This window comes from Streptomyces sp. PR69 (assembly GCF_026420845.1).
GTDB lineage: Bacteria > Actinomycetota > Actinomycetes > Streptomycetales > Streptomycetaceae > Streptomyces.
Map to the genome: position 1 here is coordinate 119,617 of NZ_JAOWCB010000003.1, position 21,394 is coordinate 141,010.

16 protein-coding genes and 1 pseudogene are annotated in these 21,394 nt (G+C 72.9%); 5 read left to right on the forward strand and 12 right to left on the reverse strand.

The features are described from left to right. Positions 1 to 267: 267 nt before the first annotated feature. The 4 genes from OF819_RS03925 to pip form a co-directional block, all read right to left on the reverse strand. The gene (locus OF819_RS03925; RefSeq protein ID WP_267241898.1) at positions 268 to 2,436 is read right to left on the reverse strand and encodes a putative bifunctional diguanylate cyclase/phosphodiesterase; all 2,169 of its coding nucleotides are present in this window, start codon (positions 2,434 to 2,436) and stop codon (positions 268 to 270) included. Beyond that, positions 2,433 to 3,245, reverse strand: coding sequence for an SAM-dependent methyltransferase (locus OF819_RS03930; protein WP_267241899.1), 813 nt, complete (start codon positions 3,243 to 3,245; stop codon positions 2,433 to 2,435). Before OF819_RS03930 ends, OF819_RS03925 begins: the two co-directional genes overlap by 4 nt. Before the next feature lie 226 nt (positions 3,246 to 3,471). Continuing rightward, entirely contained in the window at positions 3,472 to 4,491 is a 1,020-nt protein-coding gene (locus OF819_RS03935; RefSeq protein ID WP_267241900.1) for an SCO0930 family lipoprotein, read from the reverse strand. Positions 4,492 to 4,733: 242 nt separating this feature from the next. Continuing rightward, positions 4,734 to 5,696, reverse strand: a complete 963-nt coding sequence (gene pip, locus OF819_RS03940; RefSeq protein WP_267241901.1) for a prolyl aminopeptidase — start codon at positions 5,694 to 5,696, stop codon at positions 4,734 to 4,736. Positions 5,697 to 6,030: 334 nt separating this feature from the next. Between pip and OF819_RS03945 the strand changes: the two genes are divergently transcribed. Continuing rightward, positions 6,031 to 6,546: a hypothetical protein gene (locus OF819_RS03945; protein ID WP_267241902.1), complete on the forward strand. Its 516-nt coding sequence runs from the start codon at positions 6,031 to 6,033 to the stop codon at positions 6,544 to 6,546. A 95-nt stretch (positions 6,547 to 6,641) separates the two neighbouring features. Here OF819_RS03945 and OF819_RS03950 read toward each other — a convergent pair whose 3' ends face one another. Then, a complete protein-coding gene (locus OF819_RS03950; RefSeq protein ID WP_267241903.1) occupies positions 6,642 to 7,124 on the reverse strand; it encodes a hypothetical protein in 483 nt (160 codons plus the stop codon). 377 nt (positions 7,125 to 7,501) lie between these two features. Between OF819_RS03950 and OF819_RS03955 the strand changes: the two genes are divergently transcribed. Further along, positions 7,502 to 8,158, forward strand: coding sequence for a class F sortase (locus OF819_RS03955; protein ID WP_267241904.1), 657 nt, complete (start codon positions 7,502 to 7,504; stop codon positions 8,156 to 8,158). A gap of 145 nt (positions 8,159 to 8,303) precedes the next feature. On the opposite strand, the gene OF819_RS03960 is transcribed toward OF819_RS03955, so the two are convergent. From OF819_RS03960 to OF819_RS03970, 3 genes are all read right to left on the reverse strand, one after another. Then, positions 8,304 to 9,200 (reverse strand): polysaccharide deacetylase family protein, encoded by an 897-nt coding sequence (locus tag OF819_RS03960; RefSeq protein ID WP_267241905.1) that lies wholly within the window; start codon positions 9,198 to 9,200, stop codon positions 8,304 to 8,306. A gap of 122 nt (positions 9,201 to 9,322) precedes the next feature. Then, entirely contained in the window at positions 9,323 to 12,634 is a 3,312-nt protein-coding gene (gene lysX / locus OF819_RS03965) for a bifunctional lysylphosphatidylglycerol synthetase/lysine--tRNA ligase LysX (protein WP_267241906.1), read from the reverse strand. A 55-nt stretch (positions 12,635 to 12,689) separates the two neighbouring features. After that, the gene (locus OF819_RS03970) at positions 12,690 to 13,880 is read right to left on the reverse strand and encodes a CapA family protein (RefSeq protein WP_267241907.1); all 1,191 of its coding nucleotides are present in this window, start codon (positions 13,878 to 13,880) and stop codon (positions 12,690 to 12,692) included. Positions 13,881 to 14,218: 338 nt separating this feature from the next. Here OF819_RS03970 and OF819_RS03975 point away from each other — a divergent pair, with 338 nt between their 5' ends. Continuing rightward, on the forward strand, positions 14,219 to 14,800 hold the full coding sequence (locus OF819_RS03975) for a sigma-70 family RNA polymerase sigma factor (RefSeq protein WP_267241908.1): 582 nt from the start codon (positions 14,219 to 14,221) through the stop codon (positions 14,798 to 14,800). A 239-nt stretch (positions 14,801 to 15,039) separates the two neighbouring features. Then, positions 15,040 to 15,621 carry a hypothetical protein gene (locus tag OF819_RS03980; protein WP_267241909.1) on the forward strand — a complete coding sequence of 194 codons (582 nt, stop codon included), beginning with the start codon at positions 15,040 to 15,042 and terminating at the stop codon, positions 15,619 to 15,621. 28 nt (positions 15,622 to 15,649) lie between these two features. Here the strand turns inward: OF819_RS03980 and OF819_RS03985 are convergent, their stop codons facing one another. The 4 genes and pseudogenes from OF819_RS03985 to OF819_RS04000 all read right to left on the reverse strand — a co-directional run bounded on the left by OF819_RS03985 (position 15,650) and on the right by OF819_RS04000 (position 20,502). Continuing rightward, complete coding sequence (locus OF819_RS03985) at positions 15,650 to 16,867, reverse strand: sensor histidine kinase (protein WP_267241910.1); 1,218 nt, start codon at positions 16,865 to 16,867, stop codon at positions 15,650 to 15,652. Positions 16,868 to 17,451: 584 nt separating this feature from the next. After that, positions 17,452 to 19,155, reverse strand: a pseudogene (locus tag OF819_RS03990) (cation acetate symporter); the annotation flags it as partial. 34 nt (positions 19,156 to 19,189) lie between these two features. After that, entirely contained in the window at positions 19,190 to 19,573 is a 384-nt protein-coding gene (locus OF819_RS03995) for a hypothetical protein (protein ID WP_267241911.1), read from the reverse strand. A 137-nt stretch (positions 19,574 to 19,710) separates the two neighbouring features. Beyond that, on the reverse strand, positions 19,711 to 20,502 hold the full coding sequence (locus OF819_RS04000) for a LytR/AlgR family response regulator transcription factor (RefSeq protein WP_267241912.1): 792 nt from the start codon (positions 20,500 to 20,502) through the stop codon (positions 19,711 to 19,713). A 116-nt stretch (positions 20,503 to 20,618) separates the two neighbouring features. Here OF819_RS04000 and OF819_RS04005 point away from each other — a divergent pair, with 116 nt between their 5' ends. After that, the gene (locus tag OF819_RS04005) at positions 20,619 to 21,332 is read left to right on the forward strand and encodes a zf-HC2 domain-containing protein (RefSeq protein WP_267241913.1); all 714 of its coding nucleotides are present in this window, start codon (positions 20,619 to 20,621) and stop codon (positions 21,330 to 21,332) included. Positions 21,333 to 21,394: the final 62 nt, after the last annotated feature.

A 21,394-nucleotide genomic window follows, 5' to 3' on the forward strand; every position in this document is an offset into this window, starting at 1 on the left:
CCCGCGGCGAATCCGGGCCGGGGCCGGCAGAGACCCACCTCCACAGCACATCCGGCCCAGGAGCCGGCGGCGCGAAGCTGCCGCGCCCGTGCGTGCGGGCGACCGGAACCGGGAGGGAGTCGCGCTCGGCGACGGAAGGCGCGCGGGCCCCAGCGAGGGGCGCAATGCCGTTGCGGTGAGCTGCAAAAGGCCGCCCGGTGGGGACCGCGAAGGCCTGTCGGTGCAACGGCGTCAGGGGGCGTCCGGGGGCTTAAGCCCCCGGGGGGCTCAGACCGCGTCGGCCAGGGACAGGGCGTGGAGTTTCTCCGGCGGGCCCGGGCGGGCGTAGTACCAGCCCTGGGCCGTGTCGCAGCCCAGTTCGCGGAGCTGGACCGCCTGGGCGCCGGTTTCCACGCCCTCGACGGTGACGGCCAGTTCCAGGCTGTGGGCCAGGGAGACGATGCCCTCGACGATTTTGAGGTCGACGGGGTCGGCGGGGCTGCGCTGCATGCCCTGGGTGAAGGAGCGGTCCAGCTTGAGGACGTTCACCGGGAGGCGGCGGAGGTTGGCCAGGTTGGAGTAGCCGGTGCCGAAGTCGTCCAGGGCGATGTCGACGCCCATCTCGGAGAGCTGGCGCAGCGGTTTGAGGAGATCCTCGTCCGCGCCGATGAGGGCGGATTCGGTGACCTCCAGGCACAGCGCGCCGGGTTCGAGGCCGGAGCGCTCCAGGACGTCCACCGTGTCGGCGACCAGGCCGGGGTGGTGGAGCTGGGCGGGCGAGAGGTTGACGTTGATCCGCAGTGGGCCGCCGTCGGCATGGCGCTGCTGCCAGAAGCGGGCCTGGCGTACCGCCTCCTGGAGCACCCAGCGGCCCAGCGGCACGATCAGCCCGGTGTGCTCGGCGAGCGGAATGAAGCGGTCCGGGCCGAGGACGCCATGCTGCGGATGGCACCAGCGCACCAGCGCCTCGGCCCCGTGCACGGTCCCGTCGCCCAGGTGCACCAGCGGCTGGTACTCGATGAAGAACTCACCGCGCTCCAGTGCGGCGGGCAGCGAGGTGGTCAGGCCGTGCCGGGTGATGGCGCGGGCGTCGGCCTCCGGGTCGGCGAGCTCGAAGCGATTGCCGCCCGCCGACTTGGCGCGGTACATGGTGATGTCGGCGCTGCGCAGCACCTCGGCGGCGGTGCGTTCGCCGCCCGCCGGGCCCTCGACGATGCCGATGCTGCCGCGCACCGTGAACTCGCGGCCGTCGATGCGGATCGGGGCGGCGAGCACGGCGAGGATGCGGGCGGCGAGCTCATGGACCTCGCGCTGGGCTCCGGGCCCGGTGGTCAGCGCCACGAACTCGTCGCCGCCGAGCCGGGCGACCATTTCTCCGGGGGCGGTGGCGCAGCTCTGCAGCCGGTCGGCGACCTCCACCAGCAGCCGGTCGCCTGCGGCGTGCCCGAGGCTGTCGTTGATGGCCTTGAAGCCGTCGAGGTCGAGGTAGCACAGTCCGAAGCGTGCGCCGTCGCCCGCCGTGACGGCCTTCTCCAGGCGTTCGAAGAACAGGGTGCGGTTGGGCAGTCCGGTGAGCGCGTCATGGGTGGCTTCATAGCGCAGCCGCAGATTGAGCAGCCGGCGCTCGGTGGTGTCCTCCATCAGGGCCAGCTGGTACTGGGGCAGTCCGTCGGCGTCGCGCAGCAGGGAGACCGTCAGATTGGTCCACAGGACGGTGCCGTCGTTGCGGTAGAACGGCTTCTCGACGCGGAAGTGGTCGCGGTCGCCGCGGACGAGCTCCCGGTACAGCTCCCAGACGTGCGGCCGGTCCTCGGGATGGGACCAGTCGGTGACCTTGCGGCCGCGGACATGGTGTTCGAGGCCGCCGAACATCCGGGTGAGGGCTTCGTTGACCTCCAGCACATTGCCGTCGAGGTCGGCGATGCCGATGCCGATGGCCGCGCCTTCGAAGATCGCCCGGAAGCGCGCCTCGGTGGCGTGCAGGGCCTCGGCGGCGTCGCTGCGCGCCTGCATCGAGGAGCGGGCGATGGCCTCCTGCTCGGCGAGGGTGCGTTCCCGCAGGGCATGGGCGTAGCCCGCGGCCACGGCGTGCTGGAGCCGGGCGCAGCGGGCCCGGAGCTCCTCGGCGCTGTACTCCTGTGCGCTGCCGCAGTACAGCACCAGATACGAGTCGATGACGCCGAGGGTGCGGCTGAGGGCGTCGGGGTCGGTGCAGTGGGCGTCCACGAGCGCCGCGCCGGTGCGCTGTGCGGGACGCGGGTCGAAGGAGCCCTCGTGCAGGGCCGTGCTCAGTTCGCGGGCCAGCGGCAGCAGATGCCGTTCGAACTCGGGCCGCGTCATCGACGTGGCCGTCACCGGGAAGATGGCGCGGCTCCAGATGGTCGCGAACCGGCGGAGTCTGTCCTCCAGACCGTCGGGGTCCGCCGCGGGACCCGTCGCCTGCGACGACGCCCTCACGCCTTGCGCCCCACCCCGGCGAAGCCCGAGAAGGCGTATGGGTCTTCCTGGTCGGTCGGTCCCGACGGCCGCCACAGCGGCGGTGAGACGAGTCCGGGGTCGACCATCTCGTAGCCCTCGAAGAACCCCTCGACCTGGGCGCGGGTCCGCATCACGATGGGGTTGCGGATGTTGCGGTAGACGTCGATCGCGCCGTCCGCCTGCTGTTCGGGGACGGGCATCCCCTCGTAGGAGGCGTGGCTGGCGATGAACAGGCTGCCGGGCGGGAGCGCGTCGCGCAGCTCGGCGACGGCGCCGTAGGGGTCGTCGGCGTCCTGGAGGAAGTGGAGTACGCAGACGAGGAGCAGGGCGACGGGCCGGCCGGGGTCGAGCAGCGAAGTGACCTCGTGGCTGTGCAGGATGTCGCACGGCTTGCGCAGATCGGCGGCGACGACGGCGCTGAGGCCGTCGCCCTCCAGGACGGCCCTGCTGTGCGCGACGGCGACGGGGTCGTGGTCGACATAGACGACACGGGCCGCGGGGTCGGCCTCGCGGGCGACTTCATGGACGTTTCCGAAGGCCGGAATGCCCGAGCCGATATCGAGGAACCGGGTGACGCCCCGGCTCACCGCGTAGTGCACGGCGCGGCGCATGAACGCCCGATGCGCCTGCATGATCTTGGGCAGGCCCGGCATGAACTCCATGGCTTTGCGGGCGGCTTCCCGGTCCACTTCGAAATTGTGCGAGCCGCCCAGGTAGTAGTCGTAAATGCGGGCGACGCTCGGCACCGATATGTCGATGCCCTGCGGGGCCCAGGCGGGACGCTCCATCGATGTCTCCAACAAGTCGCCGCGGGGGGAGCGGCCATGTCCATGGCCAGTGTTCGAGCCGAGGCTACTGATCGCCCGCCAGGAGAGCGAGTCGAACCGGAAATTAGCGGTCCGTTCTTGGTCACACGGCACGGTCGCGGCGGGGGCGAACCGGGGGCATGCGACCGGCCCGCCCATGCGGGGGGCATGGGCGGGCCGGTGCGGGCCGGAGGCGCGGCGTGGGGACTTATTCAGGCGCTCCGACCAGCTTTCCGTCGGGCGCGACGGCGTACCAGCTGCCGCCGACGCCCTGACCGTTGGTGTCACCTGCCTTGGTGTCGCCGGCGAAGGTGTAGAGGGGCCGGCAGTCGATGGTCTGCTGCTTGATCCCGTCGGGACGGTTGAATGTCACATTGCCCCGCTTAGAGACCGTGATGCCCTCCATGTCGTCCCCGTCGACGGGGGCCACGACGGGCCACTTCTTCAGGCAGTCGTCGGTGCAGGCGGTCTTCATCGGCCAGGGTGAGTCCTTGGTGAAGCCGTAGACGGTCATTCCGTTCTTGTCGACGACGATCTCGCCCAGCTTGGGGTCCTTGCGGACGGAGAGTCCCGCCAGGTCGGCGGGGGCCTTCTCGTCTCCTCCGCCGCCTCCGGCGACCGCATCGCCGCCGTCGCCGCCGTCCTCGCCCGCGCCCCCTGCGCCGGCTTCGGCCTTCTTGCCGTCGGGCGCGGAGGCGAACCAGGTGCCGCCGACGCCCTGGCCGTTGACGTCCCCGGCCTTGGTGTCCTTGGCGTAGCGGTACATCGGCCAGCCGTCGATGGTGAGCTGCTTGGTCCCGTCGGCGCGGGTGACCTCGCCCATCAGCGAGGCGTCGACCCCCGGAGGTGCGGCGGCGCCCTCCGCCGAGACCACCGGCCACGCCTTCGCACAGTCGCCTTCGCAATTGGACTTGGGCGGGTTGGCTGTGTCCTTGTCGAAGCGGTACAGGGTGAAGCCCGCGCTGTCGGTGAGGACCTCGCCGAGGTCCCCGGACTTCCGCACGGCCAGCTGTCCCGCGGGCTTGACCGCGGCCTCGCCTGCGTCGGCGCCGGCGCCGTAACCGCCGCCCGCGCCATAGCCCGCGTCCGCCGGCTGTCCCGCCGGGTTGGCCGCGCCGACCGCCTGACCATTGGGTGTCCCGGATCCGTTGTCCTGACCGCACGCCGTCGTCAGCGCGAGTACGGCCGCCGCAGTCACCGCGAGCGAGGCGTTCCGCCAGGTGTTCATGTGCACTCCACTCCGAAGTCTTTACGCTTCATCGAGCCTGTCGCGACGCCCTGTGCGCCGTTCTTGCCCTACATACGAGGCCGGGGGCGGAGTCTGTTCAACACAACGGGAAAAATCTTCGACCGTGGCATTCGCGAAGGTGAGATGCCGCGGGAGCCGGGGATGGAATTCACCGCGCGCGGGAATGGCTGGAAATCGACTGCCTCAGCCGTCTCTTGAGTACCGGAGCTTCTGAAGAGCGCTCATGAGTCACTGGCGAAACGGTCCAACGCGACGCGCAGCCGTGCCCGCAGACCGTCGCTGCCCAGATGCCCCGCGTCGTCGACGACGATTAACTCCGCGTCGGGCCAGACGCGACTGAGCTCCCATGCGGTGTCGAGAGGGCTGGCGAGATCGAAACGGCCGTGGAAGAGGACCCCCGGATTTCCCTTCAGGCGTCCGGCGTCACGCAGCAGCGCGCCCTCCTCCAGCCACGCGCCGTGGGCGAAGTAGTGGGCGGCGATGCGCACCATGGCGAGGCGGGCGGCCGAGGGCCTGCCCGAATAGGGGGCGGGCGCTCCGTTCGGCTCCAGTCCGACGACGGCGTCCTCCCAGGCGCACCAGTCGGCCGCGGCCCTGTCGCGCACGCGTGCATCGGGGTCGGCCAGCAGCCGGGCGTACGCGGTGAGGAGGCCGTCCCCCCGGTTGGCGGCAGCCGCCCCGTCGCGGAAGCGTTCCCATTCCGCGGGGAAGAAGCGGCCGACGCCCCGGTACAGCCAGTCGATCTCGGAGCGGCGGGTGGTGGTCACGGAGTTGACGACGATCTCCGTCACCCGGTGCGGATGGGCCTCGGCATAGGCGAGGAGGAGAGTGGACCCCCACGATCCGCCGTACAGCAGCCAGCGTTCGACGCCCAGATGCTCCCGCAGCCGTTCCATGTCGGCGAGGAGGCGGCCGGTGGTGTTGTGCCGCATGTCGGTGGCGGGGTCGGCGGCGTGCGGGGTGGAGCGGCCGCAGCCCCGCTGGTCGAACAGCACAAGCCGGTAGCGGTCGGGGTCGAAGTGCCGGCGCACCCCGGCGGAGCTGCCGGAGCCGGGGCCGCCGTGGACGTACACCGCCGGCTTGCCCTCAGGGTTGCCGCTGACCTCCCAGTGGATCGACTGGCCGTCGCCGACGTCGAGCATGCCCCGGTCGTAGGGGGCGATGAGCGGATACGGCGCGGTCATCCGGGGTGCTCCTTCGCGGTCGGCAGTGGTCAGCTGTGGTCTGCGGACGATCCGCGGGCCCGGGCAGGCGGTCCGCGGGGATCAGCGCGCGGAACGATCCAGCCTAGACGGGGCGGGGGCGGCGCCGCCCCCGGTTTTCGCCGGACTGGGCCGCGGAAAGAAACAGCAGGTCACAGGGGGTGTCATGACCCATTCGCATCACAGCGATCGCGAGCGGTGAGGAGCGCTCCTAGCGTTTCGGAACGAGGTGCGGTGTCCGCCCCTGCGGACATTCGGTCCGCCTCTGCGGGCCTCCGCGTCCGCAGCCCTCCTCGGGGAAACCGGAGGAATGACCATGCACGCGATACGCATCGCGTCTGCGGCCCTGCTGGGCGCCGCAGCGCTCGGGCTGACCGCCCTGCCCGCGGCGGCGGCCCCCGAAGGGAACACCACGCCGTATGACTTCACCGTCACCCCGACCACCGTGGCCGCGGGCGGCCGGGTGACGCTGACCGCCGGGGGCTGTCCCATCACGGCCACGGCGGCCTCGGGTGTCTTCGACACCGTCACCATTCCGTCCGGCGGCTCCGCGACGGCCACCGTGGACCGCGATGCCCGGCCCGGAGCGGTCTATTCCGTGAGTTTCGCCTGTGGTTCCGAAACCGCGTCGGTGGATCTGACCATCGCGGGCGTCCGCCCGACGGCCAGCGCCACCTCGCTTGCGCCGACGCTCGGCGTCCGCGGCGGCCTCGGCGGCAGCGCCGGCGGCGTGAACGCCGGTGAAGTGGCCGCGGGCGCCGCGCTCGTCGCCGCCGCGACGGCCGCGGCCGTCTATGTCCTCCGCCGGCGCTCGGCCGACCGGCGGCACTGACACCCGTCACGCTTCGCCCGTGACGCCCGTCGTCCCGAGTCCAGGCCTGGACTCGGGACGACGGGCGCAGTCAGCCCACCGGGAGGTTCGGCCGGTCAGGCCCTTACGCTGTCCATGCGGCGACGGCGCGCGATGAACACGGCGCCCCCCAGGGCGGCCGTGGCCACCAGCCCGCCGCCGACGGCCATCTCCGTGGAGCTCGGGCCGAACGAGCCGCCCAGACCGCCCGAGGTGCCGCGGCCGGCGAGCACGGTGAACCTCTCGGTGGCGACCATCGAATTGTCGCTGCACTTGACGGCCAGGTTGTAGCGGCCCGGTGTTGCATGGTTGTGAATGCGCGCCACCGCGGTCGAGTGGCCGTCGGCGTTGACCGACAGATGGGTCTTGGGAAACGCGTTCGACGTGACCGTACCGCCGTGTCCGCAGCCGTCGACTTTGATCGTCATCGTGGAGCCCTGATGGACCGAGGAGGGGTTGAGCCTGATATTGGTCGGGCCGTTGGTGGCGACGGCCAGGGGGGCAGCGAGCCCGACGGCCGCGCAGGCGGCCGCGGCGACCGCGAAAGCGCGAGAACGCATCGTTGAACCTCCAGAGGAAGACGCACCGAAGCGGCGCTCCGGGGGGAATTCGACGAGTACGCCTTCCATGACGAACACTCATGGGCCGCCTGCTCCCGCGCATTTCGGCGCTGGTCCACCCCGGTGAGGCGACACGCCGGCGACGGGCCGGCGACACGCCGACCGAGCTGACGGAGCCGCAGGTCACCGGTGGTGACCGGGCCGATCGGCTGATTACCCGGATGGGGCACCACGGTCGGCCCTCACCGCTCCGCGCGCCGCCCGCGGTCGGGGGAAGGCCCGGCACACCGTGTCGCCACCCGTTCGCCCCGTCCCGGTCGCCGCGGGCGGCGCGGGCGCTTAGCTTGCCAAGTGACCTGCGGAAGGAGAACGGCTCGATGGGCGAGGACTACCGCGATCCGGAGACGAGGAGACGCTCGCCCTGGGGCGTGCTGGCTCTCGTCATGCTCACCGGGATCGCGCTGATGAAGAACGGCGTCGATGTGTCCCTCGGCCCGCCTCAGCCCGCCGCGGCGGCCGCGCTCAGCAGCGCCCCGGAAGCCGGCGAGACGTTCATCCCCGTGCCCCTGGAACCGCTGGAGTACGCCCCTGTCGCCCGGGTGCGCATCCCCTCCATCAAGGTGGACGCGCCGGTCGTCGACGTGGGCCTGGACGACGACGGCTGGGTCGCGGCCCCGCCCCCGGAGGACCCGAACCTCGCCGGCTGGTACCAGAACGGCATCGCCCCCGGCCAGCGCGGCACCGCCGTCGTCGTCGGCCATGTCGACAACAGATCGGGCCCCGCGGTCTTCTACGGCCTCGGCTCCGTGAAGAAGGGCCGGCTGGTGGAGGTGGTGCGCTTTGACGGCAAGGTCGTGGTCTTCGAGGTGTACGGCGTCGAGGTGTTCGCCACGAACGACTTTCCCGGGCCGCGGGTGTATGCGGACACGGGGCATGCGGAGCTGCGGGTGATCACGTGTGGGGGCGGGTACTCGAAGGCGGGCGGGTACGACGGGAATGTGGTGGTGTTCGCGCGGATGGTCAAGGTCCGGTGAGCGTGCGTGAGCGTGCCCCTTCCCGGAACTGAGGGCCCCGGCGCCGGACGGGCTGGATCTTCCAGCCCGTCTGGGAGCGCCTCCCGGACGAAGTCCGGGGGAGCTTGAGGACCGGGGTCCGGGGGCAAAGCCCCCGGAGGAAGGGTCAGCGGCGGGGGACCGTGATGCGGTAGCCCTGCTCCAGCAGCCACGGCAGATACGTGCGCAACGCGGCCACGCTCTGTGTCCGGTCCCCGCCCGCGTCGTGGGAGAGGACCACGACGCCCGGCCCCGCCCCGTCCCTCACCCGGCGCACGATTGTCGCGGTGCTGGGCTCGGTCCAGTCGAGGGTGTCGACGGTCCAGGCGAGCGGCTCCATGTCGAGTTCCGCGCCGATCTCGAAGGAGTGCTTGTTCCAGGCGCCGAAGGGGGCCCGGTACCACAGCGGGGCCCTGCCCAGTTCCCGGTCGACTACTTCGCTGGTGCGGCCCAGTTCGTCGCGGATGCGGGACGGGGGCAGGGAGGGGATCAGCGGATGGGACCAGGTGTGGTTGCCGATGACATGGCCGTCGTCCGCCATCTCGCGCAGCAGATCGCGGTGGGCGTCCGCCATCTCGCCGCAGACGAAGAACATCGCGGGCACGCCGTACTCGCGCAGTGTCTTGAGGATGCCGGGGGTGTAGCGGGGGTCGGGCCCGTCGTCGAAGGTGAGCACCATGGCCCGGCCCGCGCCGGACAGCTTGAGGAAGGGACGGGACCGCACCGGGGGCAGCGCGCGGCGGACGGCCGGCGGGGCGTAGGAGGTGATGGGCCGCAGCCGGTAGGCGGAGGCGTTGACCGGTGACCCGGCGAGCGGCACAGCCTCGGGTCCGGCGGCCCCGCTCGCCGACGCCGAGGGGGCGGCGGCGGGCGGGGCGGGCGCACCCGCGGCCGGTGGCGTGCCCGGGGGCGCGGAGCGGCCGAAGCCCTCGACGGCGACCAGTGAGACCGTGGCGGTCGCGCCCAGGGCGGCGGCGGCACGGAGCAGCGAGCGACGCCCCGGAGACAGCTGATCCTCTTTCATGACCAACTGCTCGCATGGCCGGTGCTCGATGCGCCAGCAAAACGCCGGAGATTACGGTGAATCTAACCGATGGGAGCATGTGCGGGGCTCGCGGCGCGCCGGCGCGCGCCCCGGCCGGAGCCTCAGGTGCGGCGTACGAGGGGGAAGGGCAGGGTCTCCCGGATGGTGAGGCCGGTCAGGAACATCACGAGCCGGTCGACGCCGATGCCCAGACCTCCGGTGGGCGGCATGGCGTATTCGAGCGCGTCGAGGAAGTCCTCGTCGAGTTCCATGGCTTCGGGGTCGCCGCCCGCGGCGAGCAGCGACTGGGCGGTGAGCCGGCGGCGTTGCTCGACGGGGTCGGTCAGTTCCGAGTAGGCGGTGCCCAGTTCGGTGCCGAAGGCGACCAGGTCCCAGCGTTCGGCGAGGCGCGGATCGCGGCGGTGCTGGCGGGTGAGCGGGGAGACCTCGGTCGGGAAGTCCTTGTAGAAGGTGGGCAGCACGGTCCGCTCCTCGACGAGCCGCTCGTACATCTCCAGCACGATGTCGCCGCGCGTGTCGTCGGGGATGTGCGGCACGCCGGAGCGGTCGCAGAGGCGGCGCAGCGCCGCTTCGCCGGTGTCGGCGTCGATGTGTTCGCCGAGGGCTTCGGAGACGGCCTCGTAGACGGTCCTGACGGGCCAGCGGCCGGAGATGTCGTGGGCGGTGAGCCGGCCGTCCGGCCCCGCCTTGTGGGCGACCGGTTCGCCGAAGGCGGCGACGGCGGCCTGCTGGATCAGCTCGCGGGTCAGGTCGAGCATCACGTCGTAGTCGGCGAACGCCTGGTAGGCCTCCAGCATGGTGAATTCGGGGTTGTGCTTGTAGGAGACGCCTTCGTTGCGGAAGGTGCGGCCCAGTTCGAAGACCTTCTCCAGACCGCCGACGCACAGCCGTTTGAGATACAGCTCGGGTGCGATGCGGAGATACAGGTCCAGGTCGTAGGCGTTGATGTGGGTGGTGAAGGGCCGGGCGTTGGCGCCGCCGTGGATCTGCTGGAGCATCGGGGTCTCGACCTCCAGATAGCCGCGGTCCAGCAGGCCCTGGCGCAGCGCCTGCACGGCGGCGGAGCGGCGGCGGATCACATCGCGGGCGTCCGCGCTGACGACGAGGTCGAGGTAGCGGCGGCGGACGCGGGCCTCGGGGTCGGCGAGTCCGTGCCGTTTGTCAGGCAGCGGGCGCAGGCACTTGCCGGTGAGCTGCCAGTCGGTGACGAAGAGGGACAGTTCGCCGCGGTCGCTGACGCCGATCTCGCCGTGGGCGGCGATGTGGTCGCCGAGGTCGGCGTCGGAGGTGAACCGGTCGAGGACCTGCCGGCCGCAGATGTCGCGGGCGAAGGCGAGCTGGAGGTCGCCGGACCAGTCGCGCAGGACGGCGAAGACGATGCCGCCCAGGTCGCGTACGAGAATCACGCGCCCGGCGACGGCAGCCTGTTCGCCGGTCCGGGCGCCGGGGGCGAGGCCGGGGTGCGCGGCGCGGAGCCCGGCGAGAGTGCTGGTGGGCTGGGGGACGCCGACGGGGTACGGGTCGGCGCCGTCGGCGCGCAGCCGGTCGAGCTTGGCGTGCCGGATGCGGATCTGTTCGGGGAGCGGGCGCTCGCCCGCGGCGGAGCCGGCGCCCGGTCCGGCGAGGCCCAGCGCGGCGAGGGAGGGCAGCCCCGCGGTGGTGGCGGGGCTGACGACGCCGCGCGGCCGCCCTCTGCCCCACAGGGAGCGCAGGCTGGGTACGGAGACGAAGCCTTCGGCGATGCCGGAGGCGAGGGCGACGCGGGCGAGGGAGCCGGCGTCGCCGTAGCACAGGAAGCGGGGGTACCACTCGGGCTGGTACTTCACATTGGACCGGTACAGCGCTTCGAGCTGCCACCACCGGGAGAGGAACAGCAGCAGGCGTCGCCAGAGGCGCAGCACGGGGCCTGCGCCGATGCGGGCGCCCTCCTCGAAGGCGGAGCGGAAGACGGCGAAGTTGAGGGAGATCCGCTGGATGCCCATCTTGCGGGCGTGGCCGCAGAGTTCGGCGACCATGAACTCCATGATGCCGTTGGGGGCCCTGGGGTCGCGGCGCATCAGGTCGAGGGAGATGCCGTCGGGGCCCCAGGGCACGAAGGAGAGCAGAGCGATCAGCCCGCCGTCCCGGTCGAAGGCCTCGACGAGCAGGCAGTCGCCGTCGGCCGGGTCGCCGAGGCGGTCCAGGGCCATGGAGAAGCCGCGTTCGGCCTCGGTGTCGCGCCAGGCGTCGGCCTTGTCGACGAGACGCCGCATCTCCTCGTCCGTCAGGGCGGAGTGGCGGCGGACGCGGACGGTGGCTCCGGTGCGCTGGACGCGGTGGACGGCCTGGCGGGTGACGCGCATGTCGCGGCCCGCGAGGTCGAATCGCGCGACGTGCACGATGGCCTCGTCGCCGAGCTGGATGGCGCTGAGCCCGGCGCGTGCGCAGGCCTTGGCGCCTTCTTCGGACGCGCCCATGACGGCGGGGGCCCAGGCGTAGCGGCGGGCGAGGCTCAGCCAGGCCTCGATGGCCCCGGGCCAGGCTTCGCGGTCGCCGATCGGGTCGCCGCTGGCGAGGGCGACGCCCGCCTCGACGCGGTAGGTGACGGCCGCTTTGCCGCTGGGCGAGAAGACGACGGCCTTGTCGCGGCGGGTGGCGAAGTAGCCGAGCGAGTCCTGTGCGCCGTATGCGCCGAGCAGCGCGCGGATGCGGGACTCCTCGTCGCCGTGGAGCGCGGCCTCCATCCGCTGGGAGCGGAAGAGGGCGCCCGCTGCGCTGAGCAGGGCGACGGCGCCGAAGAGGCCGAGGAGGAAGAACAGGGCGCGGGGCGGGCGGCCGTCGAACTGGTCGCCGGAGACCAGACCGCCGAGCACCCGGTTGGCGGACCACAGCAGCCGCTGGCCGCGCGGCAGGGAGCCGGGGAAGAGCTCGACCAGGGCCCAGCCGGCGAGGATGCCGAGGCCCAGTCCGAGGACGAGGACGAGCAGGGCGCGGCGGAAAGCCCCGTGCCGTGTCTGCGCGTAGAACTCGCCGCGGGTGCCGGCCAGCACGGCCAGGGCGATCAGGCACAGCGCCAGATTGGGGGCCCAGGTCCAGTCCTGGTCGAGGGCGAGGAGCAGGACGTCGGCGACGGCGAGCAGCGTTAGATAGGCGACGACGAGCCACCATGCGGCTTTCTTGCGCGCGCCGAGGGCGGCGGCGAGGAGCAGCAGGAAGGCGGCGTAGGCGAGGTTGGCGCTGACGGGGACGGCGACGCGGTCGAGGAAGAGGGCGAGGGGGCGCAGCAGCCGGCGGACCGGGGGGATCAGGGCGAGGATGGCGCAGAACACGCCGAGCGCGGCGAAGAAACCTCCGAGCGCGCCCGGGACCCTGGCGTGCCAGCGGGCGGGGGCGGCAGCGGTGGCGGAGCGGGTCTCCTGCACGGTGGCACCCATGATCTGCACTGTAGGGAGAGTGCGCGGGGCCCGCCTGTCGTGCGCGGCGGCCGGGTCAGCGTCCCATCACGAGCCCGTCGTCGGCGGCGCCGCGGCTGAGGACGGCTTCGCTGATGGCGTTCTGTTCGCGCTCGTAGTCGGTGTTCTCTCCGTAGCGGTGCAGTTCGTCGGGGAGGTTGACGACGCGGCCGCGTTCGATGTCCATCCACTGGGGGATGTATTCCGCCTTCGTGACCTTCCAGCGTCCGCCCTTCTCGGCGGGCGGGGCGAAGGTGAAGCGGGCGAGGGAGCCCTGGTTGCCGCGCGGGTCGAAGGAGCCTGAGTAGTTGGTCATCGGCCCGGCGATCTGGTCGCCCATGCCGTAGACGATCCAGGTGCCGTTGACCTTCTCGTAGGGCTGCGGGACATGGGCGTGGGTGCCGATGATGAGATCGATGTCGGGGCGGCCTCCGGAGGCGGAGGCGGTGAGCCGCTTCCCGAGGGAGAGCTGGGCGTCGTCGGGGGCGGTCTGCCACTCGGTGCCCCAGTGCAGGCTGACGACGACCACGTCGGCGCCTGCCTTGCGGGCGGCGCGGGCGTCGGCGACGATCTTCTGTTCGTCGATCAGGTCGACGGCCCAGGGCTGTCCCTCGGGCAGCGGGATGTCGTTGGTGCCGTAGGTGTAGGCCAGTTGGGCCACCTTGGCGCTGCCCGCCTTGAGCCAGGCGGGCTGCCGGTCCTCCTCGGCGGTGCGGGCCGATCCGGCGTGCTTGACGCCCGCCGCGTCCAGGGCGTCGAGGGTGCGGCGCACTCCGTCGGGGCCGTCGTCGAGGGTGTGGTTGGAGGCGGTGGAGCAGGAGTCGTAGCCGACGGCGGCGAGGGCCTGGGCGATCTCGGGCGGGGACCGGAAGAGGGGGTAGCCGCTGTAGTCGCCGTTCTCTCCGTAGACGGTCTCCATATGGCAGATCGCCAGGTCGGCCCGGGAGACGACGGGCATGACGCCGGAGAGCATCGGGCGGAAGTCGAATCCTTCGCCGCCTGCGTCGGCGGCCGCCTGGCGGATGATCGAGTCGTGCGGGAGGACGTCGCCGCTTGCGATGAGGGTGAAGCCGCGGAGCTTCGCCTGCGCGGCGCCGCCGGCGGCGGAGGGGCCGGTGCTCTGCGGCTGTGCGGGCTCGCCGCGATCGGGGGCGGCGCAGGCGGCGGCGCCGCCGAGGAGCAGGGCGGCGAGGGCCGCCGCGGTGTGTCGTGTGTGTCGCCAGGCCATCGAGCGGACTCCTGAGCAGAATATGCGGTCGTATATCAGTACGAGTCAGCATTAATCGGATGAGCTGATGTCCTGACAGTCGCGGCGTGGCATCCGGGAGTCAAGGAGCTGGGCCGTATGGATCGCCGGGACGGCGCAGGCCAGGACGGCGCAGGCCGGGGCGGGTGTCCGGCCCCGGGGAGGCTTCCGGCCGCCCGCTCACCGCACCGTTCGCCGACGCGAGCGACCGCTCGCCGAAGACCGCTGCACGCCGTCTGTCGCCGCGGGGCCGCATGCGCTGCCATCGGCTCGTGAAGGCGTTCAAAGGACAGGAACTCTGCGTCTGAGGGGTGTTGACCATGGCGACCGCGACGACCGCCGGCACGGCGAAGGCGGCCGGGAGCGCGACGACCGGTGAGCGGGAGCTGACCGACGAGCGGGCGCTGGCACGGCTGCAGCGCGAGCACGGCCCCGCCCTGCTGAGCTTTCTGCTGGGCCTCACCTATGGGGACCGGCAGCGTGCGGAGGACCTGATGCAGGAGGCCCTGGTGCGGGCCTGGCAGCACCCGGAGGCATTCGAGGGCCCGTATGAGTCGATGCGGCCCTGGCTGTTCACCGTCGGCCGGAGGCTGGCGATCGACGCCCGCCGCTCCCGGCTGGCCCGTCCCGCGGAGATCGGAGACGGGGTGCTCGCCACCACCCCCGACCCCTGTGACCTCACGGAGACCGCCGTGGCGTCGCTCGATGTGCGGGCGGCCGTGGACACCCTGAGCCCAGAGCACCGGGCGGTGCTGGAACGGCTGTACTTCTCCGGGCTGACCGTGAACGAGGCCGCCGAGGAGCTCGGCATCCCGCCGGGCACCGTCAAGTCCCGCTCGTACTACGGTCTGCGCGCCCTCGCCCGTTGCCTCCCCGGCTACAGCTCCTCCGCCGGGCGCTGAGCGCGCACGGCCGACGCCGCCCGGCTGCTCAATCCCCGCACCGGCTGTTCCGTCCCCGTCCCCGTCCCGTGCGTCACCGCGGCCCCGGCAGTGGCCCTGGACCTCTGCGATCACGACGCAGGAGCGACCGTATGCGAAACCTCACGCTCAAGTTGAGTAAAGACGGGTACCCAGCCGTGTCCTTCGGTGGAGGCTCGTCGTCGAGCCGTCCGAAGACGTCCGGGGAGAAGGTGGGAACGTTGCGGCCCGAGAGCACGAACGGCACCAGCGGAGGCCGGCTGACCGTCCCGATGGCGTGGCTGTGCGCCGAGTACATCGCCGATGAAATGCTCCGCACGGGCGAGCTTGTGGAGACCGGCTCCCTGGAGTACCGGGCGGGCCGTCAGACGCTGGCGCTCACCGTGTATCTGTGCGATGCCACGGAAGGGCTCGCGGGCACGACGGCCGTCGCCCGGATCGAGGAGTGGCTGGTCCTCACCTCGTACGGCCATCCCTGGCAGGCGTGGGTGGAGGACAGACTCGCGGCCCGCGAGGCGAGGCTGGAGCAGGAGCCGGGCGGGGCGGCCGATCCCGACCTCGCGCTGGCGCGCGCCGCGTGGAAGTGGCTGCGGACGACGGAGCTGCTCGCCACGGATCTCGGAGACGGCGACCTCTCCCGGCCGCCGCACGGCCCGGGGCGCCCCCTGTATATGACCGACATGACCGGCCCCTTCGAGTCCGGCCCCCCTTTCGAGACCGGCGTGGACGAGAGCGCGCGGATATGGACACCGGCCTGGCGGCTGGGCCTGCCGCTCAGCCATCTGGCCATCCATCTGTTCTGACGCGGCCGGGGTCCTGATGCGGCCGGTCTCACGGGCGGTGGCGGGCCGCCCCGGCGTGCACGCCCGGCTGATACTTGGGGAGCCGGACGGTGATCTTCATCCCCGCGCCGACGCCCGTCTCGATGACGAGGCCGTGCTCGTCCCCGTACACCTGGCGCAGCCGCTCGTCGACATTGCACAGTCCGATGCCGGAAGCGCCGGGCCGCTCCCCCGCCAGGATGCCGCGCAGCACCGACGGGTCCATGCCCACGCCGTCGTCCTCGATGACCACCACCGCCTCGGCCCCCGCGTCCCGCGCCGCGATCGTGATGCGGCACGGCCGGCCCGAGTCCTCAAGTCCGTGTTTGACGGCGTTCTCCACCAGCGGCTGGAGACACAGAAACGGCAGCGCCACCGGCAGCACCTCTGGCGCGACCTGCAGCGTCACCTTGAGCCGTTCCCCGAAACGAGCGCCCGCGAGCGCCAGATACTGCTCGATCGACCGCAGTTCGTCGGCGAGGTTGGTGAACTCGCCGTGCCTGCGGAAGGAGTAGCGGGTGAAGTCGGCGAACTCCAGCAGCAGCTCACGCGCCCGCTCCGGGTCGGTCCGCACGAAGGACGCGATCGCGGCGAGCGAGTTGAAGATGAAGTGCGGTGAGATCTGCGCGCGCAGGGCGCGGATCTCGGCCTCGATCAGCCTCGTCCGCGACCGGTCCAGCTCGGCCAGCTCCAGCTGTACGGAGACCCAGCGCGCCACCTCACTCGCCGCGCGCACCAGCACCGCCGACTCGCGTGAGCCGTAGGCGACCAGCGCGCCCAGCACCCCGTCCTCACCGGTCAGCGGAGCGATCACCGCCCAGCGCAGCGGGCAGCGGACGTCGTCGCACCCGGTGTGCACGCTCTGGCTGCGCCCGGAGTCGAGAATGCTCGCGACCTTGGCCATCACCCCTGCCCGGTGGTGGTCGCCGCCGGGGCCGTCCCAGGCGAGCACGGCCTCGCGGTCGGTCAGACACAGCGCCTCGGTGCCCAGCAGCGAGCGCAGCCGCCGCGCCGCCTTGCGGGCCGTGTCCTCGGTGAGCCCGGCGCGCAGCGGGGGCGCGGCGAGGGAGGCGGTGTGCAGGGTGTGGAAGGTGGCCCGCTCGACGGGTGTGCCCAGATCGAGGTCTCGGCGCTCGCCGCGGCGCGCGGCGAGGCGGCCGACGGCGAGTCCGAACGCGAAGAGCAGCACACCGGCGGCGGTCAGGGCGACGACGTGTGCGGCGGTCATGCCCCGGCTCCTTCCGCGGGGTCGCCGTCCGGCGTCCCGGCCTGCCCGCGGCGATCCCCGGCGGCCCCCGCCGGCCGGCCCTCCGCCACATCGCCACCGGGGCGGCCGCCGCCGGACGGCTGGGCATCGCCGTACAGCCCGCCAGACAGCCCACCCCGGCCCGGCGACCGGCCCTCCGCCACATCGCCACCGGGGCGGCCGCCGCCGGACGGCTGGGCATCGCCGAACGGCCCGCCGGACAGCCCACCCCGGCCCGGCGACCGGCCCTCCGCCCGGTCTGCCGCCGGCCGGCTGCCGTGGGTCGGACCCCGGCCGGGCGACGCCACGGTGCCCGCGTAACCCGCGCCGGGCCCTGCCAGGCCGCCCCCGCTGCCCCCGCTGCCCCCGGGAACATCACCGCCCATCGCTCCGGCCCCGACGGGGCCACTGCCATCGGACGGACCCCGGCCGGCCGACGACACGCCGTCTGCGCGGCCCCCGGCGGGCGGCGGGCCGCCGTACCGGTACGGCGGCGCCTCGTCCCGGCGGGACGGCCGGCGGGTGGGGCGGCCCCAGTCGCCGGGCTCGCCGTCCGGGGCGTCCCGGTCCGCCAGGTCCTCCGGGAGGTGAAGGCGGGTGAGGATCGCGGCCGCGCCGGGCGGGACATGGCTCGGGGTCGCCAGCGACACCAGCAGCATCGTCAGAAAGCCGAGCGGCACGGACCAGACGGCGGGCCAGGCCATCAGGGTGTGCGGCCAGCCGTCTGGCGCGAGGCCCGCGCGGGTGGCCAGCACCGCCGTCAGCGCGGACCCGCCGCCGACGACGAGCCCGGCGACCGCGCCGGGCGGAGTGAGTCCGCGCCACCAGATGCCCAGCACCAGCAGCGGGCAGAACGAGGACGCCGACACCGCGAAGGCGAGGCCCACCGCGTCGGCGACCGGCACATTCTCCGACACGACGCTCAGCGCGAACGGCGCGGCCATCGCCAGCAGGGCGGCGAGGCGGAAGTGCCGTACGCCGCGCGACGGCAGGACGTCCTGGCTGATGACTCCGGCGACGGACATCGTCAGCCCGGACGCGGTCGACAGGAAGGCCGCGAACGCGCCGCCCGCCAGCAGCGCGCCGAGCAGTTCGCCGGCCGTCCCGCCGACCAGCCGGTCCGGCAGGACGAGCACGGCGGCGTCCGCGTCGCCGGTGAGGGCGAGTTCGGGGGCGTAGATCCGGCCGAGCGCCCCGTAGACGGGCGGCAGCAGATAGAACGCGCCGATCAGGGCCAGCACGACGAGGGTGGTGCGGCGGGCGGCGCGCCCGTTGGGGCTGGTGTAGAAGCGGACGGCGACATGCGGCAGCCCCATCGTGCCGAGGAACGTGGCGAGGATGAGCCCGTACGTCGCATACAGCCGATGCCCGTCGCGGCCCGCGGACAGCGGCTGGGACCAGCCGGATGGTCCGGCCTCGGCGTGGGCGCGCTCAGGCGCCCGCGCCCCTTCGGGGAAGGCCAGTGCCGTGCCCGACGCCACCGTGTGCGCTCCCTCGTCGAGGGTGAGGCGCTCGTCCTCGTACGCCGTGCCGTCGATGGTTCCGGAGACGGTGAGGGTGAGCGGCGCGTCGATCTCGATGCGGACGGTGTCGTCGACGCGTACGGCGGTGTGCTCGCGGAAGACCGCCGGGGCGTCGAAGCGGGCGCGCGGGGCGTCGTCGCCCAGCCAGGCGGCGATCAGGAAGAGCGCGGGAACGGTCAGCGCGGTGAGCTTGAGCCAGTACTGGAAGGCCTGGACGAAGGTGATGCTGCGCATGCCGCCCGCGGCCACCGCCCCGGTGACGACCACGGCGACGACCAGGGAGCCGACCCAGTCGGGCGCGCCGGTGAGGATTTCCAGGGTGAGTCCCGCGCCCTGGAGCTGCGGCAGCAGATAGAGCCAGCCGATGCCGACGACGAACAGGACGGCGAGCCTGCGGACCGCGGCGGACTGCAGCCGGGCCTCGGCGAAGTCGGAGAGGGTGTACGCGCCGGAGCGGCGCAGCGGTGCGGCGACGAGCACCAGGAGGACGAGATAACCGGCGGTGTAGCCGACGGGGTACCAGAGCATGTCCGGGCCCTGGAGCAGGATCAGCCCCGCGATGCCGAGGAAGGAGGCGGCGGAGAGGTATTCGCCGCTGATGGCCGCGGCGTTGAGGCGGGGGCCGACGGTGCGGGAGGCGACGTAGAAGTCGGAGGTGGTGCGGGATATGCGCAGGCCCAGCGCCCCGACGAGCACGGTGGCGAGCACCACGGCGGCGACGGCGGCCACCGCGTACGTCTGGTTCACTCCGGGTCCCCCGGCGGCCGGGTGCGCGGCACGGTCAGCGGCCTTCGACGAGTGTGGTGAAGTCGCGCTCGTTGCGTTCGGCGCGGCGTATGTACCAGCGGGCGATAAGCCAGATGACCGGATAGACACCGGCTCCGAGCGCCGCCCAGACGAACGGCCCGGCGGAGAAGGGCCCGCCGCCGAACGCGGCGGGCAGCGCGAAGAGCAGCGGCAGCGAGCCGACGAGCAGGGCGAGCGCGCCGAGGGCGGACAGGGCCGCGCGCAGCTGGCTGCGCATCAGGGAGCGGACATAGGTCTCCCCCACCGTGGTGTGCTCACTGATCTCCGACCGCGCCGGCGCATGTCCGGGCGCGGGACGGCGCACGGCGCGCGGCACCCCGGTGACCACCTCGCGGCGGGGCTGTTGCTCTCCAGACATCGTCCGTCCGCTCCAGCGTGTCGGCGAACTCTCGGGAGCTGTGGAGTCTACGCAGGAGCGATTACGGTCGGCAGGTGTCGTGCGGACACCGGCAGCGGACACCGGCAGCGGTCGGCAGCCGGGGTCGGCGGCTGCGGTCACGGGCGGGCGTGTCGCATCAGCAGATCGCGCAGCTGGCGTGCGTGGCGGCGGCTGACGGCGAGTTCGGCGTCGCCGACGCGGACCGTGGTCGTCCCGGCGTCGAGGCGCAGCTCCTCGATCCGGGACAGGGCGACGAGATGGCTGCGGTGGATGCGGACGAAGCCGCGGGAGGCCCAGCGCTCCTCCAGGGCGGACAGGGGGATGCGCACCAGATGGCTGGCGCCGCCGTGGGTGTGGAGCCGGGCGTAGTCCCCCTGAGCCTCGACATAGGAGATGTCGTCGACCGGCACGAAACGGGTGACGCCGCCGAGTTCCACGGGTATCTGCTCGCCGCCGCTCACCGCCGGAGCGGGGCGGGCCGGCCGGCCCGCCCCTGCGCCCGCGGGCGGGCCCGGCGCGGCCGCGAGGCCGTCGACCCGCCGCACCGCCTCGGCGAGGCGTTCTCTGCGCACCGGCTTGAGGACATAGTCGACGGCCTTGAGGTCGAACGCCTCGACGGCGAAGCCCTCGTGCGCGGTGACGAAGACGATCAGCGGGGGCCGGGCGAAGCCGGTGAGGAGCCGGGCCACGTCGAGTCCGGTGAGCCCGGCCATATGGATGTCGAGGAAGACGACGTCGATGGCGTCCTCGCCGTCCGGCCCCGCCTGCAGGGCACGGGTGATGCGGCGCAGGGCCTCGGTGGCGTCCGTGGCCCCTTCGGCGCTGGTGATGCGCGCGTCGGAGCGGAGGAGGTACAGCAGTTCTTCGAGAGCGGGTCTCTCGTCGTCGACGGCCAGTGCGCGCAGCATGCTGCGGAGTGTAGGCGGGCCGCGGAGCCCCGGCCACGGAGCCGTTGAACTGGGCGGGGATGCGCTGCGTATACCAGGACGACACGGCAGGACAGGAGAGGAATCGAGGACCGCCCATGAGTGCGCAGCAGCGGCACCGGGACGTGGCCGCCTATGCGCTGGGCGTGCTGGAGCCCGGGGACGCGTTCCGTTTTGAGGAGCATCTGGCGGGATGTGTGATGTGCGCGGTGTGGCTGTCGGACTTCGCGCCGGCGGCGGCCGCTCTGGCGGAGCTGGCAGGGCCGTGCCCGGTGTGGGGCCGCCGGCCAGGCGGGCGCATGCTGGAGCGGCTGACGCGTGAGGTGGCGGGGCGGGCGCGGCGCGCCCGCCGGCGGCGGCTGGCGCTGGTCGCGGGCGCGGCGGCGCTGATCGTCGCACTGCCGGCGGGGGTGGTGGCGCACCGGGACGGGGCCGCGGGCCGGCCGGTCGCGGACGGGCAGACGACCGTCGTGAGGGACGAGGCGTCGGGGGTGACGGCCGAGGCGACGACACGGGACCGGGAGTGGGGCACGGAGGTCGCCCTGCGGCTCTCGGGGCTGGCAGGATTGCCGGGCCTGCCGGGGCTGCCGGACCGGAAGGAGTTCCGCCTGGTGGCGGTGGGCAAGGACGGGGCGGACCATCCCGTGCTTGGCTGGTCCCAGCCGTCCGGCTCCGGGCCGCGGGGCGCCGCCGGGGAGCCGGTCACGCTGGAGGGCGGCACGGATCTGCCGAGCGGGCAGATCGCACGGTGGGAGGTGCGGGACGAGGGCGGGGAACGGGTGCTGTCACTGGGCGGCGACGGCAGTCCCTGAAGACCGCACTGGTCTCCCCGGCAGCCCGCCCTGCCCGCCACTGGTCCTGAGCCCGCGTCAGA

Bases quoted from the DNA above. Each gene is read 5' to 3' on its own strand.
- OF819_RS03950 (WP_267241903.1), bottom strand. From the start codon at position 7,124: ATGCGTTCTCGCGCTTTCGCGGTCGCCGCGGCCGCCTGCGCGGCCGTC.
- OF819_RS03960 (WP_267241905.1), bottom strand. From the start codon at position 9,200: ATGAAAGAGGATCAGCTGTCTCCGGGGCGTCGCTCGCTGCTCCGTGCC.
- OF819_RS04005 (WP_267241913.1), top strand. From the start codon at position 20,619: ATGAGTGCGCAGCAGCGGCACCGGGACGTGGCCGCCTATGCGCTGGGC.
- pip (WP_267241901.1), bottom strand. From the start codon at position 5,696: ATGACCGCGCCGTATCCGCTCATCGCCCCCTACGACCGGGGCATGCTC.
- OF819_RS03930 (WP_267241899.1), bottom strand. From the start codon at position 3,245: ATGGAGCGTCCCGCCTGGGCCCCGCAGGGCATCGACATATCGGTGCCG.
- OF819_RS03935 (WP_267241900.1), bottom strand. From the start codon at position 4,491: ATGAACACCTGGCGGAACGCCTCGCTCGCGGTGACTGCGGCGGCCGTA.
- OF819_RS03970 (WP_267241907.1), bottom strand. From the start codon at position 13,880: ATGGCCTGGCGACACACACGACACACCGCGGCGGCCCTCGCCGCCCTG.
- OF819_RS03945 (WP_267241902.1), top strand. From the start codon at position 6,031: ATGCACGCGATACGCATCGCGTCTGCGGCCCTGCTGGGCGCCGCAGCG.
- OF819_RS03955 (WP_267241904.1), top strand. From the start codon at position 7,502: ATGGGCGAGGACTACCGCGATCCGGAGACGAGGAGACGCTCGCCCTGG.
- lysX (WP_267241906.1), bottom strand. From the start codon at position 12,634: ATGGGTGCCACCGTGCAGGAGACCCGCTCCGCCACCGCTGCCGCCCCC.
- OF819_RS03975 (WP_267241908.1), top strand. From the start codon at position 14,219: ATGGCGACCGCGACGACCGCCGGCACGGCGAAGGCGGCCGGGAGCGCG.
- OF819_RS03995 (WP_267241911.1), bottom strand. From the start codon at position 19,573: ATGTCTGGAGAGCAACAGCCCCGCCGCGAGGTGGTCACCGGGGTGCCG.
- OF819_RS03985 (WP_267241910.1), bottom strand. From the start codon at position 16,867: ATGACCGCCGCACACGTCGTCGCCCTGACCGCCGCCGGTGTGCTGCTC.
- OF819_RS04000 (WP_267241912.1), bottom strand. From the start codon at position 20,502: ATGCTGCGCGCACTGGCCGTCGACGACGAGAGACCCGCTCTCGAAGAA.